Here is a 19,792-nt window from a genome sequence, read left to right as displayed (position 1 = left end):
CTTTAACCAAATCACAGAAATATTACCAACGATAATGTGCAAAGGCACGGTTGGCTTCTGCCATACGGTGAGTATCTTCACGTTTCTTAACGGAAGCACCGGTATTGTTAGCAGCATCCATGATTTCACGAGCTAACCGGTCGGACATTGTATGTTCGCCACGTGAGCGAGCATATTGGGTAATCCAACGAAGGCCTAAAGTCGTTTTACGATCTGGGCGAACTTCGATTGGAACTTGGTAGTTAGAACCACCAACACGGCGGGCTTTAACTTCAAGTACTGGCATAACGTTCTTCATAGCTTCTTCGAAGACATCTAAAGGTTCGTTACCAGTTTGTTCTTTAATTTGATCAAACGCATCGTATAAGATGGTTGATGCAGTACCACGTTTACCATCTAACATTAAGTGGTTAATTAAACGCGTTACTAACTTAGAATTATACATTGGATCTGGCAAAACTTCGCGCTTTGCTGGTGCACCTTTTCTTGGCATTTAACTTACCTCCTTATTATTTCTTTGGCTTTTTGGTACCGTACTTGGAACGGCTTTGGCGACGATCTTCGACACCAGCAGTATCAAGAGTACCACGGATAACATGGTAACGTACACCAGGTAAATCCTTAACACGACCACCACGAATTAAAACAACACTATGTTCTTGGAGGTTATGACCAATACCAGGAATGTAAGCTGTAACTTCGATTAAGTTTGATAAACGTACACGTGCGTATTTCCGTAAAGCCGAGTTAGGCTTCTTAGGAGTCATGGTACCGACACGAGTAGCAACCCCACGTTTTTGTGGTGCTGGGTTCTTAGTTGCAACCTTCTTGTAACTGTTATACCCAAAGTTTAAAGCTGGGGCATTTGATTTTGATACTTTAGTTTTACGACCTTTACGAATTAATTGGTTAATTGTAGGCATATTCTAAAGTGTCCTCCTTCCAAAATTGTCTGAGTTTAAGTCCACACATCCAGGTGGTTCTTTTTTTAATAAAAAAATGACCCCGGGACGATGGCGCTTGTGCGATAAGCCGACCAGTCAGCATGTCTGTATTCCTGATACAGGAATCTGTCTGCAAAAAGCACCTTTACTAAGGTAACACGGAGATGCCGACGCTGTCAACTCAAAATGTAAGTTATCTGTCAATTTTCACACCCACCGTGACGGTTTGCAAGCAATCGGCTTAATCACACGGATGAGTTTCCACTCTTGCGTAATTACTAATTAGACAGGGGTGAAAACAACAATGCTTCTATTATATAGTATTCTATTTATTTTGGGTACCTGTATCGGGTCTTTTATTACTTGCATGGCAGAACGGACTTGTCGCTTAGTACCCGTTCCCGACACCAACCGTTCATTTTGTCCCCACTGTTACCACCGATTACGCCCTTGGCAACTCATTCCACTACTGGGCGTCTTGATCCAACGCGGACGCTGTTTTGACTGCCAGCACGCAATCAGTCTCCGCTCAACTTATTTGGAACTTCTTTGTGGCGGGTTACTCGTTGTGACTTACCCCCATGATTTCTGGACCAGCACCCCACTCCTGTTAGGCTACGGGGTCCTACTATTCAACAGCATTACCGATCAGCTTAACTTCGCCGTTTACCCTTATACCTTAGTACTTCCCGGTATCTTAGGTCTGCTTCATCACCGACCAATCATGAGTGTACCTTTACTAATCTTGATTGGCCTACTCATCGCGCTCTTCTGCTTGGCACGTTTCACTGATAAGTTTGGGATGGGCGATGTCGATGTCCTCATCCTACTAGCATGTCTCGCCCCACCGACCGCCGTCATCACCAGTTTAACTTTAGCGGCGGTCGCGGCGCTGGTCGTCTTCACGTGTCGGCGGCACCCCGGTCGCCTCCCCTTTGTCCCGTTCATCACGTGGGGCTTTATTTTTTATACGCAGTTGCTGTCATGATAATTCAATCAAAATCCAGTCCGGTTAGTGCTAATAATTTGCGGCGTAGGACCAGGTCAAGTCTAGGTTGCAAAACACGCAACTATCCCAACCGTCCATAGCTTAGGCCAAAAAGTTTACCAGTCTAACGCCAACCTCTTCTTATGCCATGAATTAACCCGGACAATAGAATATACTTAGCGGAGGCGGACAGAGTTGGTGTGCTGTGTCGGCAATATTGGCCGGTGGTTCTTAGCCGACCAATATTGCCGGGCGCTTCAAAGACGTGGGTTATCGGCTTTGAAGCGAGGTCCCAGACCGTACCATGGCTGGGGCCGTCCCCCATAGCACCCAATTCTGTCCGCCGGAGCGCAGTGTATTAGTGGTAACTTTAGGACTTTAATTATGTATTCAAAAAGGACGACCATCGCTGGTCGCCCTTTTTGGTTTAAGACGTCACAATTACTTGCTCGTGTCTTGTTCTTGCATTTGTTTTTCAAGATCACTGATTGAGTAAACCCCATCAGCAACGTTGCCAACTTCCTTAGGCTTGATATGGCGATAAATCGGCATACCAGTCCCGGCAGGAATAATCTTACCAATGATAACATTTTCCTTAAGACCGATCAGTGGATCGTTCTTACCACGGATAGCAGCATCGGTTAAGACCCGTGTCGTTTCTTGGAATGAAGCCGCTGATAAGAAACTGTTCGTTTCAAGGGCAGCCTTAGTAATCCCCAAGATAACTGGACGAGACGTTGCTGGAATACCGCCGGCAATCAAGGTCTTGTAGTTTTCGTCCTTGAAGTCTGCAATATCCATTAAGGTCCCTGGCAAGACGTCGGTATCGCCGGGATCCATGACCCGAACTTTACGTAACATCTGACGAATCATGATTTCAACGTGCTTATCGCCAATTTCAACCCCTTGCATCCGGTAAACCCGTTGGACTTCACGGAGCAAGTAGTTTTCAGTTGATAAGACGTCGCGTACTTGAATCAATTGTTTAGGATCGATTGACCCAACGTTCAAGGCAGCACCACGGTGAATAAAGTCGCCTTCACTAACCGCCATCCGTGCTGTCAACGGTAAAGTATACGTCCGGGTATCAGTTTCACCCTTAACCGTAACTTCCTTCGTCCGTTCAGCTGGGTTTTCTTCGATCGATTGAACTGTCCCAGTAACTTCGGTAATTTCGGCACGACCTTTAGGATTACGTGATTCAACAATTTCTTGCACACGTGGTAACCCTTGGGTAATATCGTCTCCGGCAACCCCACCAGTATGGAAAGTCCGCATGGTAAGTTGAGTACCGGGTTCACCGATTGATTGAGCGGCAACCGTACCAACGGCTTCGCCGACTTCAACTTCGTCACCAGTAGCCATGTTACGGCCGTAACAGTGTTCACAAACCCCATGTTTCGTGTTGCAAGTAAAGGCTGAACGAATCGTTACTTCAGTCACACCAGCATCAACGATCTTTTGGGCTAATTCTTCGTCGATCATAACGTTGTTGCCAACGATTTCATCATGAGTTTCAGGATCGAAGACCGTCTTCATCGTGTAACGACCTAAAATCCGGTCGTACAATGGTTCGATGACTTCGTTGCCTTCCATGATGGCACTGATCCGTAAACCACGGTCAGTCCCACAATCCTTTTCACGCACGATAACATCTTGGGCAACGTCGACCAAACGACGAGTCAAGTAACCTGAGTTGGCAGTCTTCAAGGCCGTATCGGTCATACCTTTACGAGCCCCATGGGTAGAAATAAACATTTCCAAGACAGACAAACCTTCACGGAAGTTAGACAAGATAGGCAATTCCATGATCTTCCCGTTAGGGGCGGCCATCAAACCACGCATACCAGCTAATTGAGTAAAGTTTGAGATGTTACCACGGGCACCAGAATCACTCATCATGAAGATAGGGTTATCTGGGCTGAAACTTTCAACCAGTTTTTGTTGAATTTGGTCCTTAGCGTCGTTCCAGACACCAATGACCCGTTCATAACGTTCGTCATCGGTAATTAAACCACGACGGAACTGTTTTGAAATCGTGTTAACTTGCTTATGGGCAGCGTCGATGATTGCTGGCTTTTCTTTCAAGTCAGTAATATCGGCAACCCCAACCGTCAAACCAGACTTAGTTGAAATGTTATAACCTAAGTCCTTCATCCGGTCAAGCAAGAGTGACGTTGCCGTCACGTGATATTGTTTGTAAACTTCGGCGATAATATCAGCCAAGAAGCCCTTCTTAAATGGCATCAAAAGTTCTTGTCCATCTAAGAATTGATGAATATCTTCACCAGGCTTCAAGAAGTACCGATCCGGAGTACCATCAATCAAGTTATTGTTAGTTGGTTCGTTCAAGTAAGGGAACTTGTTAGGCAAAATGTTGTTAAAGATTGCCTTACCAACCGTCGTTACCAAGATTTCTGATTTTTGTTCGTCTGTGAATGGCTTTTCAGGCATTGATGAAGCTTGAAGACCAATCCGGCTGTGCATGTGCACGTAACCAGCTTGGTAAGCTTTTTGAGCTTCGTTCAAGTCTTTAAAGATCATGCCTTCGCCTTCACGACCAACTTCTTCAGTCGTCAAGTAGTAGTTACCGATAACCATATCTTGAGATGGCGTAACAACGGGTTTCCCGTCCTTAGGTGCCAAAATATGGTGGGCAGCTAACATCAATAACCGTGCTTCAGCTTGCGCTTCATCTGATAAAGGCAAGTGAATGGCCATTTGGTCCCCATCGAAATCGGCGTTGTAAGCTTCACAAGCCAATGGATGTAACCGCATCGCTTTACCACTAACCAAGACGGGTTCAAACGCTTGAATCCCTAAACGGTGAAGCGTAGGGGCCCGGTTCAACAGAACGGGATGTTCTTTGATGACGTCTTCTAAGACGCCCCAAACATCATCGTCTGCCCGTTCGATCTTACGCTTAGCGTTCTTGATGTTAGAAGCTAATTCACGTTTAACCAATTCTTTCATAATGAACGGTTTGAATAATTCCAACGCCATTTGACGAGGAAGACCCATTTGGTTCATCTTCAAGAAAGGACCAACGTCGATAACGGAACGACCAGAATAGTCAACCCGCTTACCAAGTAAGTTTTGACGGAACCGACCTTGCTTCCCTTTCAACATGTGTGAAAGAGACTTCAATGGACGGTTACCAGGACCGGCAACAGGACGGCCACGCCGACCATTATCGATCAAGGCATCAACGGCTTCTTGGAGCATCCGCTTTTCGTTTTGAACAATAATACCAGGGGCATTTAAGTCCAATAAACGCTTCAAACGGTTGTTACGGTTGATTACCCGACGGTACAAATCGTTCAAGTCAGAAGTGGCGAAACGCCCACCTTCCAATTGAACCATTGGCCGAAGATCCGGTGGGATAACCGGAATCGCATCCATTACCATCCAAGCTGGTTCATTACCAGACGTAATGAAGGCTTCGACGATATCAAGCCGACGAACGGCTCGAGTACGCTTTTGACCTGAAGCTTCCTTCAAGGCTTCCTTTAAATCACGCGCTTCTTTTTCAAGATCCACGTTGTTTAATAAGCGCTTGATGGCTTCAGCACCCATTTCAGCATCAAATTCATTGCCGTATTGGGCTTTCTTTTCACGGTATTCACGTTCTGAAAGCAATTGCTTCTTTTCAAGTGGCGTATTACCAGATTCGATAACGACGTATGAAGCGAAGTAAATGATTTCTTCAAGTGCACGGGGGCTCATGTCTAACACTAAGCCCATCCGGCTAGGGATACCCTTAAAGTACCAGATGTGTGTTACTGGTGCGGCGAGTTCGATATGACCCATCCGTTCACGACGAACTTTAGAACGGGTTACTTCGACCCCACACCGGTCACAGACGATACCCTTATAACGAATCCGTTTGTATTTACCACAAGCACATTCCCAATCCTTAGTAGGACCGAAAATCCGTTCGTCAAACAGACCGTCTTTTTCAGGTTTCAATGTCCGGTAGTTAATGGTTTCCGGCTTTTTGACTTCGCCATATGACCAGCTGCGGATCTTGTCTGGTGATGCCAGACCGATCTGCATGCTTTCAAACTTGTTGACATCGATCAAAGGACCGACCTCCCTTTTTATTGATTATCCTGGTGCGCGTTCGTTGTCGCTTCAGTCGTTGTACCATCAGTCTTAGCTGACTTATCAGCGGCCTTTTGTTGTTGTTCTTGTTGGAATTTGCTTAAGGCATCCACGTTAACGACTTCATCATCGTCATCGTCCATGTCGCGCAATTCGATTTCTTTATCTTCAGCATCCAGAACCTTCATATCAAGGCCTAATGCTTGTAATTCTTTAACCAGCACGCGGAATGATTCCGGCACACCTGGCTTAGGAATTGGTTCGCCCTTAACGATGGCTTCATAGGTCTTAACACGACCAACCACGTCATCAGACTTGTAAGTCAAGATTTCTTGAAGGGTGTAGGCTGCCCCGTACGCTTCAAGTGCCCAAACTTCCATTTCACCAAACCGTTGCCCACCAAACTGCGCTTTCCCACCAAGTGGTTGTTGCGTAACTAATGAGTAAGGTCCAATTGAACGAGCATGGATCTTATCATCGACCATGTGGCTAAGTTTCATATAGTGCATGACCCCAACGGCAATTCGCTTGTCGAAAGGTTCACCGGTCCGACCATCGTAGACGATTGACTTACCGTCTTCATCGACACCAGCTTCACGAACAGCTTTCCAAATATCGGAATCGCGGGCCCCATCAAAGACAGGGGTTGCCATGTGGATACCGAGCTTACGTGCGGCCATCCCCAAATGCAATTCCAAAACTTGTCCAATGTTCATACGTGAAGGCACACCCATGGGACTCAACATGATATCGATTGGCGTACCATCTGGCATGTAAGGCATGTCTTCTTGAGGAACCACGATTGAAACGGTCCCTTTATTACCATGCCGTCCGGCCATCTTGTCACCAACTTGGATCTTACGTTTTTGCGCGATGTAGACCCGAACCATCATGTTAACACCAGGAGAAAGTTCATCACCGTTTTCACGCGTGAAGATCTTAACATCCTGGATAATTCCGCCACCACCATGAGGAACCCGAAGTGAGGTGTCACGGACTTCACGAGCCTTTTCACCAAAGATTGCGTGTAACAAACGTTCTTCAGCTGATAGTTCCGTAACCCCTTTAGGCGTTACCTTACCAACTAAAATGTCGCCATCTTTAACTTCGGCACCAATCCGGATAATCCCGTCTTCGTCCAAGTTCTTCAAAGCGTCTTCCCCAACGTTAGGGATTTCGCGAGTCATTTCTTCAGGTCCAAGCTTCGTGTCCCGTGCTTCTGATTCATATTCTTCAATATGAATTGAAGTATAAACATCTTCGCGAACTAAACGTTCGTTAATGATGATGGCATCTTCGAAGTTGTAACCATTCCAAGTCATGAAGGCAACTAATGGGTTTTGACCTAAGGCTAATTCCCCGCCTTCCATGGCTGGTCCATCGGCTAAGACTTCGTCATTGTCAACGTGATCGCCGACTTTAACGATTGGCCGTTGGTTGTAGTTCTTACCACCGTTTGAACGGCGGAACTTCATTAATTTGTAAGTGTCTAATGAACCATCGTCACGCCGAACACGTACTTCACGTGCATCAACGTATTCAACAGTCCCATCATGACGACAGATCAAAGCGATCCCAGAGTCATGCGCCGCTTTATATTCGATCCCAGTCCCGATTAAAGGTGCATGTGGATCAACCAGCGGAACAGCTTGCCGTTGCATGTTGGCACCCATTAAGGCACGGTTAGAGTCATCGTTTTCCAAGAAAGGAATACATGCCGTAGCGACGGCAACCACTTGTTTAGGTGAAACGTCCATGTAATCGACATTTTCGATTGACGTTTCCAAGTTTTCTTCCTTTTCACGGGCCAAAACAGTGTCATCAACGAATGAACCATCATCGTTTAATGGTGAGTTTGCTTGCGCAATAACAAATTGGTCTTCTTCGTCGGCTGCCAAGTAATCGATCTTGTCGGTAACTTTATGAGTTGTCCAATCGACACGACGGTAAGGCGTTTCGATGAACCCATAACGGTTAACCTTGGCGTAAGAAGCCAAACTGTTAATCAAACCAATGTTAGGGCCTTCAGGAGTTTCGATTGGGCACATCCGACCGTAGTGGGTATAGTGCACATCACGAACTTCATATCCGGCACGATCACGAGTCAAACCGCCAGGTCCTAAGGCTGATAAACGACGCTTATGCGTTAATTCACCTAATGGGTTAGTTTGATCCATGAATTGTGACAATTGTGATGAACCAAAGAATTCTTTGATTGAGGCAACCACTGGACGAATGTTAATCAATTGTTGTGGCGTTACCGTCGCAGCATCTTGAATGGACATCCGTTCACGCACAACCCGTTCCATCCGGGATAACCCGATCCGGAATTGGTTTTGCAAGAGTTCACCGACAGAACGAATCCGACGGTTACCCAAGTGATCAATATCATCAGTCGTTCCAAGGCCTTCTTGTAAGTTAAAGAAGTAGTTAATGGAAGCAATGATATCAGCAGGCACAATGTGCTTGAACTTCAAATCAATGTTGGCATTACCAATCACATTAAGCACCTTTTCAGGGTCATTTTGTGAATAAACTTTAACCACTTGTAAGACCATTGGGTTAGTCACAACTGATTCATCAGAAGGCGTGTAAGTAATTGTCTTGAAATCATCACGTTCCAAGTATGGCGCTAACTTAGCCATGACGTTCTTGTCAATGACGTCGCCCTTTTGTGCAATAACTTCACCAGTGTCAGGATCGGCCAAGGTTTCAGCTAAGGTTAGACCAGTTAAACGGGTCTTCATACTTAACTTCTTGTTAACCTTGTAACGACCAACTGGTGCAAAGTCATAACGCTTTGGATCAAAGAAGCGGGCAGTTAACAAACTCCGTGAACTGTCAGCGGTCTTTGGTTCACCAGGACGTAGCCGTTCGTAGATATCCTTTAAGGATTCTTCGACACGGGAATCGTCGGTGTTCTTGTGCACGTCTTTTTCCAACGTGTTCATCAAGCTGTCAGTTTCACCTAACATATCGATGATATCGTCGTCAGAACCGAATCCTAAAGCCCGAACTAATTCCGTTAAAGGAATCTTCCGAGTCCGGTCGATCCGAACGTACGCAATGTTTTTAGCATCGGTTTCTAATTCAAGCCAAGCCCCACGGTTAGGAATAACAGTGGTACCGTAGCTTGGACGGCCGTTTTTATCTAATTCTTCATTGAAGTAAACGCCGGGTGAACGAACCAATTGTGAAACAATGACCCGTTCGGCACCGTTAATAATGAACGTTCCTTGTTCAGTCATTAATGGAAAATCACCGAAGAATACGTCTTGCGATTTGATTTCACCAGTTTCATGGTTAGTCAAACGTAAGGTAACATGCAATGGTGCCGAGTAGTTGGCATCATGTTCACGAGCTTCTTCGACGGTGTACTTTGGTTCTAATAGTTGATAGTCGACAAATTCAAGTGAAAGTTTCCCTGCGAAATCGTCGATTGGCATAATATCTTCAAACATTTCCCGGAGACCTTCATCCAAGAACCATTGATATGAATCGGTCTGGATTTCGATCAAGTTAGGCAAATCAAGAACTTCTTTGATACGCGCATAACTTCTACGGGTACGGTGTTTACCGTATTTTACTAAATGTCCGGCCAAGTTGTTCACCCCTTCTTATTATTCCGGAACCCGGTCGCCACTCGATTAAATATTACATTTGTGTTACAAATGCAGTTTTAATCGAATTTTGAGCATAAAAAAACCAAAAATAGCCATTTAAGTTAACTATTTTTGGAATATTATTAACGAACCGCGCAGACAATAGATTGCGCTGTTGTTCGAGTTCACGGTTACAGACAAGTTATAATATACCGCTCGATGGCAGCATTGTCAAGCTAGCGGACCGTATTTTCAAGTTAATCTACCGGGGATTGCGCAACACCGTAAAGAATCATCTTCAGCAGCGTCTGGACCCGGGTTCGTTCATCAGCATTGGGGTCCCCGATGCGGTGAAAACTATTAAACAACGGGCTTAAGCTCGTTAAATAAAAGTTAGCGGCCATCTGTGGCGTCACATCAGCACGCAAATGCATACCGGGCTGTTCAAAGACGGCTTGAATCGGGCGTGCATAGTCAGTCGCAAAGACCCCCGCTAGTTCCCGAATATGGTCACGCGACAACGCCTTAAAGCTCGTATGGATCAACGTAAAGACGTCCGCTGGATGCTTATGTGTCAGCAACATCGAGACGTCCGTCAATTGATCAAGTGGTGATTCACGACTTTTTAAGATCGCTTCGATGCCACTTTTGATCTCCGCACCAACCGTATTGATCACCGCGAGAAAAATCACTTCTTTATCTTTGAAATGATGATATAAAGCGGGCTGCGTAATCCCAATTGCGTTGGCAATATCCCGCGTACTCGTCGCCGCGTAGCCGTTTTTTAAAAACAGCTCCCGTGACGTATCTAAAATTGCTTGGTGGGTTTTTGCCAACTGTTCTGCGCGCGTCACCATTCCATCATCTTCTTTCCCCTATTTCGACTTTTATATATTATATAATACATTATAATTTACACCAATCAGCCGGCATAAACAAAGTAAGTCTCATTGAACGAACTTGAATCCGGCTAAACTAGCGCAGTCTGTGAGGCATAAAAATGCGAGCCAAGGGTTTTGTCCCCGACTCGCATTCATTAATTACTATTTTGCAGAAACCGTTGAACGGCCGTCTTCTTTTGGCTGATTCTTAACGTTGATGGTAATGGCACCCTTTGAAGCACCAATGGTCACAACGTCGGTCGCCTTTACGTCACCAGCTAATAGTTCTTCACTCAAGCGGTCTTCGATTTCAGTCTGCAGTGCCCGGCGAATTGGCCGTGCCCCGTATTCTGGATCAAAGCCAGCTTTAGCGACGACATCAATTGCCGCTGGCGTGATCTTCAAGTGAATATCTTGTTGTGCAACCCGGTCAACAATTTCCTTAGACATCAACTTCACGATTTCGTGGAGTTGTTCCTTGTTCAATGAATGGAACACGATGGTTTCATCGATTCGGTTCAAGAACTCTGGCCGGAACGTCTGCTTTAAAGTTGCCCGAATCGTAGCGGCTACGGCACTGTAGTCGTTAGCCCGGTCAGTGGCACCAAACCCAACGGACTTTTCATCCCGCAAGGTCGTTGCCCCTAAGTTAGACGTCATAATTAAAATGGTGTTCCGGAAATCAACTTTACGGCCCTTAGAATCTGTTAGGTAACCATCATCCAACACCTGTAGCAAAATGTTAAAGACGTCTGGATGGGCCTTTTCAACTTCATCAAAGAGAACGACTGAGTAAGGCTTTTGACGAACCTTTTCAGTTAATTGACCACCTTCGTCGTACCCAACGTAACCTGGTGCTGAACCAATCAGGCGACTCGTTGAGTAACGTTCCATGTATTCAGACATATCAATCCGAATCATGTTGTCTTCCGACCCAAACATTGCGGCGGCTAACGCCTTAGCAAGTTCAGTCTTCCCGACCCCGGTTGGTCCTAAGAACATAAAGGAACCGATTGGCCGACTTGGATCTTTCAATCCACTCCGTGCCCGACGAATGGCCCGTGAAACTGCTGAAACGGCTTCTGGTTGACCAACCACCCGTTCATGCAAAATCTTTTCCAAGTTAACCAAGCGGTCACTTTCAGATTTTTGCAACTGGGTCAGTGGTACACCGGTCCACTCTGCAACGACTTGAGCAATATCTTCGCCCGTGACGTTCAAGCTGTAACGAGGACCATCCCCCTTAGCAGCTTCTTCTTCACGGTTAGCTTCGATCTTGTCGACTCTGGTCTTCAACTGCATTTCCTGTTTACGGATATCGGCGGCTTTTTCGAAGTCTTGCGATTCAATCGCAGCTTCTTTTTCTGCCCGCAGTTTAGTCAATTTATCCTGATTCTTAGTCAGTTTGTTTGGCTTGTCCATTTGGTCGATTCGAACTTTAGCAGCCGCTTCGTCCATTAAATCAATGGCCTTATCCGGTAAGAAACGGTCGCTGATGTAACGGCTAGATAACTTCACCGCTTGGTCAACAGCCTCATCGGTGATATTAACGTGATGATGGTCTTCGTAGCGCGGACGCAAGCCTTGTAAAATTTCAACAGCTTCGTCTTCGCTTGGTTCGTTAACCATGACCGTTGCAAACCGCCGTTCTAAGGCGGCGTCTGATTCAATGTACTTTTGGTATTCATTTAACGTTGTGGCCCCAATGGTTTGAAGTTCGCCACGGGCTAACGCTGGTTTCAAGATGTTCGAGGCATCAATGGCCCCTTCAGCACCACCAGCGCCAATCAACGTGTGTAATTCATCAATAAATAGGATGACGTGACCATCGTTGTAAATTTCGTCGATCACTTTCTTCAAACGATCTTCGAATTCACCACGATACTTGGTCCCAGCCACTAATGACCCCATATCGAGCATCATTAGACGCTTGTCCGCCATGTCACTAGGCACATCCCCAGCCACGATCTTTTGGGCTAAGCCCTCAGCAATCGCTGTTTTACCAACCCCTGGTTCACCAATCAGAACCGGGTTGTTTTTGGTCCGCCGTGATAAGATCTGAATGACCCGTTTGACTTCTTTAGAGCGGCCAACGACGGGATCCATTTCCTTTTCACTCGCTAGTTGTGTGAGGTCGCGGGCTAAGGAATCCAAAGTTGGCGTCCCTTCAGCCTTTTTACCACCGCCACGCACTTGCGCGTTGCCCTTACGTTTGCCCATAGCGTCACTAACACCGAGCTTACGTAAAACAACCTTACGCGTTTGCGCTAAATCCAAGTTCAAATTCATTAAGATTCGCGAGGACAGGATGCTTTCATCGGATAACATTGCCAGTAGCAAATGTTCCGTCCCAATCTTGTTGGCACCTAAACGTTTGGCTTCATCACCAGCAACGGACAAAATCTCTTTGGCCTTTGGTGAATATGGCAAATAGGTATCCTTGCCGACATTGCTTAAAGTGCCGTAACCCGTAAAGCGTTCGATTTCTTCACGAATATCGTCTTCACTCACGGCGTACTGTTGTAAAACCTTATTAGCAATCCCATTCTTCTCAATGGCTAAAGCCAACAATAAATGTTCCGTGCCAACGGCCTGATGCTTAAAATACTTCGCCTGTTCTTGGGCTAAAACTAGGACACTCTTGGCACTTGGGGTAAATAGGTTATCCATTGCGATTCCTCGCTTTCTTTAACTTTCGTAACGCAGATGATTTAAAATTCCAATGATAATACGCGCTCGCAGACTGTTTTCCAAGTCATGATCGTCCACCGCTAAGGTATTACGATCCGTGGCAACCAGTATTAACTGAGCTTCCCTGCGATTTAACACGTTGTCTTCATATAAGCTTTGCACGACCGCATAGGCATCCCGTTGTGTTATTGAATCACCAATCACTTGAATGAGGGTGTCCAAAACATCGGCATCATCCAACAAATTAACCTTTTCGATTCGAATATAGCCACCGCCACCGCGTTTACTTTCAACTAAGTAACCATTTTGAATCGTAAACCGGGTCTTAATGACGTAGTTAATCTGGGAAGGTACCACATTAAAAAGGTCGGCAATTTCTGAACGCCGGATTTCAACGTGCTCTGCGTCCGCCAAAATACTTTTTAAATACTTCTCAATAATATCGGAGATATTTTGACTTTGCATGTGCTTCACCCTTTTCGTTATCTTTGACTAATATTGACTATTATTATACGAGGATAATCGAAAAAAGCAAAGAATTTCACTTAAAGCGCATACTACCGCGGTCTCTACGGTTGTTTCAGCATAGCACGCTCACTACCTACTTTCAATTGTTTGGACTGGTTTAGCATCGTTTTATCCGAAAAAATTGGTCAAGTCATGTTAATCTGTTTTTCGTTGCGATTAGAATCAGTATTACGTTAATAGCGTCAACGTCTTAGTCCCCCGGGAAGCGGCGACGTACCGGCGATTTTGTCCCACCTGTGGCTCACTGTAAAACGCCGCGTTCCAATCATAAATAATGGCATGATCAAATTCTAGCCCCTTGGCAACGGCTAACGGCAAAATGTTCAAACCAGGTTGAACCGTTTTAGGTGCTTCGGGCGTTAGTAGTTGCGCCGCTGGAAAACGCTGTGCTAGATTTTCAGCCACGGCTAAGGTTGGTGCAATCAAGCCAATGCTTTGACTCGTCGTTGGGCGCAAGGTTGCTAAAATATTTTCCAAATCAGCTAATGGCAAGGTCTTCGGTGTCTCGCCGATTGCTTGTACCGCTTGTAAGTCAGTCCAATCACCCGCAAATTGCGCAAAGAACTGCGTAATGGCACCGGTCGCTCGGTAACTGGTATTGAGGGTTAAGGTCACTGACGCGTCAAAGAAGGCCGCGATATCCGGTGTCTGCCCGGTCAAACGCTGACGGTGGTCCCCGACAATCGTCACTTGGGCGGCTGAAAATAGTTTGGTTAACATCAACCAGACATCGGGATCATAGTCTTGGGCCTCATCAATGAACAGTCCCTTGGTCGTCGTTTGTTGATAATTAGTGATGCAAATCAGTAAATAAAGCCGATCATAGGCCGTTAAACCGGACAACTGCCACTGTTTGGCCAATTGATCCCAGTCTAACCAAGTTGCAACGTCTGCGGGCAGTTGCCGGGTGGCCTGTAGCCAGCGCCAGGCTGCTTGCAACCGCTTATTCAAACTGTCCGTCGGTACGGTTCGATCGTAGGCCGTGGGATTTAATCCGGCTGGCGTCACCTGCGAAGGTTGCGCCAGCAATTCAGCCAGTTGTGACAAATGGTTATCAGCTAATGATGTAATGGTCAAGCCAAACCGTTTGCCCACGGCCTGCATTAATTTAAAATAAGTGGCCGTGAGCGGTTCCGCTTCGCCTAATGCTGGTAACACCCCACGAATATAGCGACTAAAGGCCGTATTTGGCGTTAAAATCAAAATATCCGCTGGGGTCCAATCTTGCCGATGCCGGTAAAGCTGATAGGCCACCCGTTGCAGTAAGACGGACGTTTTACCGCTCCCCGCGACCCCGTCAACGAGTAAGACGCGGTGCTGTGCTTCACGAATGATGGCGTTTTGTGATTGCTGAATTGTGGCGGTAATTTCTTGTAACCCACCGCTGCGATCTGTCGCCAAAACGGCCAACAACAACGGGTCACCAATCGCCGTTTGCGTCTCGATCACTTGGTGTAACTGGTCGTGGTCGATGATAAACTGCTGCCGGTTTAAGACGGTAACCGGAATCGTGCGGCCGTTAGCTTGATAACTCGTCGCTCCCGTCCGATTAGCGTAATAAGTGTCAGCAACGGGTGCACGCCAATCGTAGACCAAGTCAGTCCCGTGTTCGTCCACGTAACCAACTTTTCCCAAGTAAAACGCTTCTGGCACATCGTCACCGTAATCAAGGTCCAGCTTAGCAAAGTAGGCCTGCGGCAATAAGAGCTGGGCGTGTTCTAACCGAACCTCGGCCGTATGGTAACGGGCGTTCAACGTGTCAATTTGGCGGCTATTAGTCTCGATACTGGCAAAAGTATCCAGGGTCTCCGTATAAGACCCCAAATCCAAATGACCATCCATACTTAATTGTTGTTGAACCGTCCGGGCCTCCGTCGTCAAGGCTGCTAGTTGGGCCGTTAAGGCGGTAATATCAGTCGTCAGTTGATGATACAATCCTTGTAAATGTGCTTGTTCCGTCGTCATCAGCAACACCTCCGACGACCTAGTTTACACGCATTGTTTAAAATTAATAGTCTGTTTTTTGGGGTAACGACCATGGTATAATAATAGTGGGGATAAGGTAATACATATCAAATGGCCTGATTGTGAGCACGTCAACGTAGCTCACAATCAGGCCATTTTGTACTATTGTATATCATCCATTTGAGCGCACAAAAAAACTCAATCAACGAATTGACCGAGTTAATTGGTTTAGTCGTAATCGGGAAAACAGGATTTGAACCTGCGACCCCTACGTCCCGAACGTAGTGCTCTACCAAGCTGAGCTACTTCCCGTTAAAAAATTAAATAAAAAGCCCTAGTTAAAAAACTAAGACTGTGAATTTCGATCGGGAAAACAGGATTCGAACCTGCGACCCCCTGGTCCCAAACCAGGTGCTCTACCAAGCTGAGCTATTTCCCGATACTATGTTACGATGCACCCAGTAGGAGTCGAACCTACAACCTTCTGATTCGTAGTCAGACACTCTATCCAATTGCGCTATGGGTGCAAATTAATATGCCGAGGACCGGGATCGAACCGGTACGGTTATCACTAACCGCAGGATTTTAAGTCCTGTGCGTCTGCCAATTCCGCCACCCCGGCAAATTAAAAGCGGAAGACGAGATTCGAACTCGCGACCCCCACCATGGCAAGGTGATGTTCTACCACTGAACTACTTCCGCATAAAAATATTAAGTTGTAAATGCCGACTAGAGGATTCGAACCTCCGACCTCCTCATTACTAGTGAGATGCTCTGCCAACTGAGCTAAGTCGGCATGTGCGGGTGAAGGGACTCGAACCCCCACGTCGTAAGACACTAGAACCTAAATCTAGCGCGTCTGCCAGTTCCGCCACACCCGCATGATTGTTATTTAATCATGCCCGTTGTCGTAACTAACAGCCTTACTCGCTTGCCTTTGACAACTATTTAACTTTATCATTCAAGCAAATGATTGTCAACAAGTTTTTATAAATCTTTTTGGATAAATATGCGGTTTCTGTTACTTAAGCCGCATATTTTCCGACAAGAAATATTATAGCACGGGTCTGAAATTTAGCAAACCCTATTTTGAAAAAAAGTTGATTTATTTCATGTTTTTTCTTCTGAATCACATGATAAATCCTGTTATATCACCACTTTATGCTTTAAAGACCGTTTTTAAAAAATGTTGATTTCCACCATAAAGTGGCCATTTTCCTATTCAAATCACCCCGTCACTTCTAAATTAGCCACGATCATCATTCAAAATTAATACATTTGTTCAAAGTCTAAAATTGTTACCATCGCCACAGTAATACTGCTGAGCTTTTTCCGCTCCGTCGGGTAGCCTTGGGTGCTATGGGGGACGCCCTCAGCCATGGTGCGGTCTGAGGACTCGATTCAAAGCCGATAACCCGCGTCTTTGAATCGCCCCACAAGATTGGTAGCTGAGAACCGCCTACCAATCTTGCCGCCACAGCACCTAAGACTACCCAACTCCGCTAAAATTTGCTTTGCTATTGTTATTTGTAACAGATAATCAGTACCAACCAGAATAGCTTTATATGCATTAACCTCAGTACTACTACAATTAATCTCCTAACTTAACAAGACTACGAATTAAGTCAAAAAGTGGCTATCAGAAATTTGTTGATTTCTGATAGCCACTTTTAGCATTAATGTCGAGCGTCGTACCCGTAGGCAGTTGACGACTTAATTAAGCTTGTTTTTCAATTTTAGTTTTACCGTGCATGTAAGGAACCAAGACGTCTGGAATCGTGATCGAACCATCTTCGTTTTGGTAGTTTTCCATAATGGCGGCAACGGTCCGGCCAACGGCTAACCCACTCCCGTTTAACGTGTGGACATATTGAAGCTTACCATCGTCATCACGGTATTGAATGTGCGCGCGCCGTGCTTGGAAATCAGTACAGTTTGAACAACTTGAAATTTCACGGTACTTGTTTTGTTCTGGGAACCAAACTTCCAAGTCATGCGTCATGGCAGCCGTAAAGCTCATGTCACTCGTGGTTAACGTAATAACGTGGTATGGCAAGCCAAGTTTCTTCAATAATGATTCCGCATTGTTAGTCAGCTTTTCCAATTCATCCCATGAATCTTCAGGCTTCGTAAATTTAACCATTTCAACCTTGTTGAATTGGTGTAACCGAATTAAGCCTTTAGTATCACGGCCAGCACTCCCCGCTTCTTCACGGAAAGCAGGACTTAACGCCGTAAAGTAAACTGGTAACTTTTCAGCTGGAATTACTTCATCGCGGTAGTAGTTAACCAATGGGACTTCCGCCGTTGGAATTAAGCTCAAATCTTGCGTCGTGATCCGGAACGCGTCATTTTTGAACTTAGGGAATTGGCCAGTGCCGTACATTGATTCGTCGGTGACCATGTATGGTGGTAAGACTTCGGTATAGCCTTCCGCTTCGTGTTGATCCAAGAAGAAGTTATAGACGGCCCGTTCCAACTTGGCCCCATCGCCAATGTAGTATAAGAAACGACTACCAGAAACTTTAGCACCACGTTCAAAGTCTAAGATGCCTAAATCTTCACCTAACGTCCAGTGAGGCTTAGGTTCAAAGTCAAACTTACGGGGGGTGCCGATGCGGCGAAGTTCAACCGAACCATCTTCCGTTGCACTGATTGGAACGTCTGGGTGTGGAATGTTTGGTAAGTGCGCAGCCATGTCGTACACCTTAGCTTCAGTCGCACGGCGTTGTTCATCTAATTCCTTAATTTCAGCACTAACTTTTTGCATTTCAGCAATTTCGCCGCTAGCGTCTTCCTTGTTCCGCTTTTTAGCTGAAATTTCACCCGAAACTTGGTTCCGCGTTGACTTCAGCTGTTCGCTCTTAGCAATCAAGTCACGGCGTGCCGTATCCTCGTCTAATAAAGCATCAATATCGGCTGGGTCCACGTTCCGGTTTCCAAGTTGTTCCTTAACAAAGTCTGGTTTTTGGCGAATCATTTTAAGATCTAACATATTCTAATCCACGTCCCTTTCAGTAATTTAGCTAATAAAAAAAACAGTCTCTCTCCCAACTAATTGGGACGAAGAGACTGCGATTCGCGGTACCACCCAAGTTCAGAATTAATTAAAATTCCACCCTTAAAACGGATAACGGACCTAGCCGTGCAGTATTACCTGCCCACATTGTCGCGTCGGAGTTTCGACTTCCGGTTCACACCACCCACCGGTTCTCTGAACGTCTACTTAAAACGCGCCGTGTTTAATATTCAATGTCTACTATAAGGCATGGATTGCTAAAAGGCAACTAGCTTAGACTAGCAACTTTTTCATCAATCAACTTAATGACTTCTTTACGGGCTTCTGGATCCGCAACAAAGTCTAACTGATCACCATCGATTTGCATCTTAGGACTGTGATCATAGTTCGCATACCAGTTAGTATAACGTTCGTTTAACGTTTGATAATATTTATAAAGATCGGGATCTTGGTCGATCTGTTCGTATGAGCGGCCCCGCTTTTGAATCCGTTTCAACATCGTGTCAAACGAGATGTTAATGTGGATCAGTAAGTCCGGACTCTTTTGGTGTTCTGCTTCTGGTAATTCTTGCATCATGTTATTCAGCAAAGAATCGTAGATATCGACTTCAGTACTCGTCGCACGACCAAGGTCGCCATTCAAGTGAAATAACAGCGAATCCTCAAAGATCGAACGGTCTAGCACATCCAAGTCGTTCGCAAATGCGGACTTGATGCTGTCCAACCGTTTATTTAAGAAATAAATTTGGAGTAAAAAGGCGTACTTTTTAGGGTCCTTATAAAATAACGGTAAAATGGGATTGTCATCTACGGATTCGTAAAACGCGTGGGAGTCAAAATGTTTGGCAACCAGCTGCGTTAAACTCGTCTTGCCGGCACCGATTGTTCCTGACATTACAAGCATGGGGCGTCTCTCCTTTAATATACGTACAATTTCGTTCATTCTTCAAAGCAACACTACATATTGTACGCACCTGTTTAGCAAAATGCAATATCTAGGGCGAGTTATGTTAATAGAAATTTACAGCATCCGCTGAAACATTATCAGATGAGTATTTAGCGTCAAAAAT

General features: G+C 45.6%; 11 protein-coding genes and 7 tRNA genes. 1 reads left to right on the top strand and 17 read right to left on the bottom strand.

Annotated elements, in window-relative coordinates; translation table 11 throughout:
* Window positions 1–22 precede the first annotated feature (22 nt).
* Both rpsG and rpsL read right to left on the bottom strand, forming a co-directional pair.
* Entirely contained in the window at window positions 23–493 is a 471-nt protein-coding gene (rpsG, locus tag AAA939_RS04940; RefSeq protein WP_057706101.1) for a 30S ribosomal protein S7, read from the bottom strand.
* Between the two features lie 16 nt (window positions 494–509).
* Entirely contained in the window at window positions 510–923 is a 414-nt protein-coding gene (gene rpsL / locus AAA939_RS04935) for a 30S ribosomal protein S12 (RefSeq protein ID WP_057706102.1), read from the bottom strand.
* 325 nt (window positions 924–1,248) lie between these two features.
* Between rpsL and AAA939_RS04930 the strand changes: the two genes are divergently transcribed.
* On the top strand, window positions 1,249–1,932 hold the full coding sequence (locus tag AAA939_RS04930) for a prepilin peptidase (protein WP_338207975.1): 684 nt from the start codon (window positions 1,249–1,251) through the stop codon (window positions 1,930–1,932).
* A 441-nt stretch (window positions 1,933–2,373) separates the two neighbouring features.
* Here the strand turns inward: AAA939_RS04930 and rpoC are convergent, their stop codons facing one another.
* From rpoC to AAA939_RS04855, 15 genes are all read right to left on the bottom strand, one after another.
* Window positions 2,374–6,015 carry a DNA-directed RNA polymerase subunit beta' gene (rpoC, locus tag AAA939_RS04925; protein WP_338207974.1) on the bottom strand — a complete coding sequence of 1,214 codons (3,642 nt, stop codon included), beginning with the start codon at window positions 6,013–6,015 and terminating at the stop codon, window positions 2,374–2,376.
* 17 nt (window positions 6,016–6,032) lie between these two features.
* Window positions 6,033–9,647: a DNA-directed RNA polymerase subunit beta gene (rpoB, locus tag AAA939_RS04920; protein ID WP_338207973.1), complete on the bottom strand. Its 3,615-nt coding sequence runs from the start codon at window positions 9,645–9,647 to the stop codon at window positions 6,033–6,035.
* Window positions 9,648–9,895: 248 nt separating this feature from the next.
* On the bottom strand, window positions 9,896–10,495 hold the full coding sequence (locus tag AAA939_RS04915; RefSeq protein ID WP_338207972.1) for a TetR/AcrR family transcriptional regulator: 600 nt from the start codon (window positions 10,493–10,495) through the stop codon (window positions 9,896–9,898).
* Window positions 10,496–10,681: 186 nt separating this feature from the next.
* Window positions 10,682–13,189: an ATP-dependent Clp protease ATP-binding subunit gene (locus AAA939_RS04910; RefSeq protein WP_338207971.1), complete on the bottom strand. Its 2,508-nt coding sequence runs from the start codon at window positions 13,187–13,189 to the stop codon at window positions 10,682–10,684.
* An 18-nt stretch (window positions 13,190–13,207) separates the two neighbouring features.
* Window positions 13,208–13,675 (bottom strand): CtsR family transcriptional regulator, encoded by a 468-nt coding sequence (locus AAA939_RS04905; RefSeq protein ID WP_057706107.1) that lies wholly within the window; start codon window positions 13,673–13,675, stop codon window positions 13,208–13,210.
* Between the two features lie 231 nt (window positions 13,676–13,906).
* A complete protein-coding gene (locus AAA939_RS04900) occupies window positions 13,907–15,703 on the bottom strand; it encodes a UvrD-helicase domain-containing protein (RefSeq protein ID WP_338207970.1) in 1,797 nt (598 codons plus the stop codon).
* 238 nt (window positions 15,704–15,941) lie between these two features.
* Window positions 15,942–16,015 (bottom strand) — tRNA-Pro (locus tag AAA939_RS04895).
* A gap of 53 nt (window positions 16,016–16,068) precedes the next feature.
* Window positions 16,069–16,142, bottom strand: a tRNA-Pro gene (locus AAA939_RS04890).
* Window positions 16,143–16,156: 14 nt separating this feature from the next.
* Window positions 16,157–16,230, bottom strand: a tRNA-Arg gene (locus tag AAA939_RS04885).
* A 9-nt stretch (window positions 16,231–16,239) separates the two neighbouring features.
* Window positions 16,240–16,325 (bottom strand) — tRNA-Leu (locus tag AAA939_RS04880).
* An 8-nt stretch (window positions 16,326–16,333) separates the two neighbouring features.
* A tRNA-Gly gene (locus tag AAA939_RS04875) sits at window positions 16,334–16,405 on the bottom strand.
* A gap of 21 nt (window positions 16,406–16,426) precedes the next feature.
* A tRNA-Thr gene (locus AAA939_RS04870) sits at window positions 16,427–16,499 on the bottom strand.
* A gap of 3 nt (window positions 16,500–16,502) precedes the next feature.
* Window positions 16,503–16,584 (bottom strand) — tRNA-Leu (locus AAA939_RS04865).
* Window positions 16,585–17,420: 836 nt separating this feature from the next.
* Entirely contained in the window at window positions 17,421–18,698 is a 1,278-nt protein-coding gene (gene serS, locus AAA939_RS04860) for a serine--tRNA ligase (RefSeq protein ID WP_338207969.1), read from the bottom strand.
* Window positions 18,699–18,990: 292 nt separating this feature from the next.
* Window positions 18,991–19,626 carry a deoxynucleoside kinase gene (locus AAA939_RS04855; protein WP_338207968.1) on the bottom strand — a complete coding sequence of 212 codons (636 nt, stop codon included), beginning with the start codon at window positions 19,624–19,626 and terminating at the stop codon, window positions 18,991–18,993.
* Window positions 19,627–19,792: the final 166 nt, after the last annotated feature.

It is taken from the genome of Lactiplantibacillus paraxiangfangensis, assembly GCF_036246185.1.
GTDB lineage: Bacteria > Bacillota > Bacilli > Lactobacillales > Lactobacillaceae > Lactiplantibacillus > Lactiplantibacillus paraxiangfangensis.
Note: the sequence above shows the minus strand (reverse complement) of the source record. Positions and strands in the feature narration are given on the sequence as shown.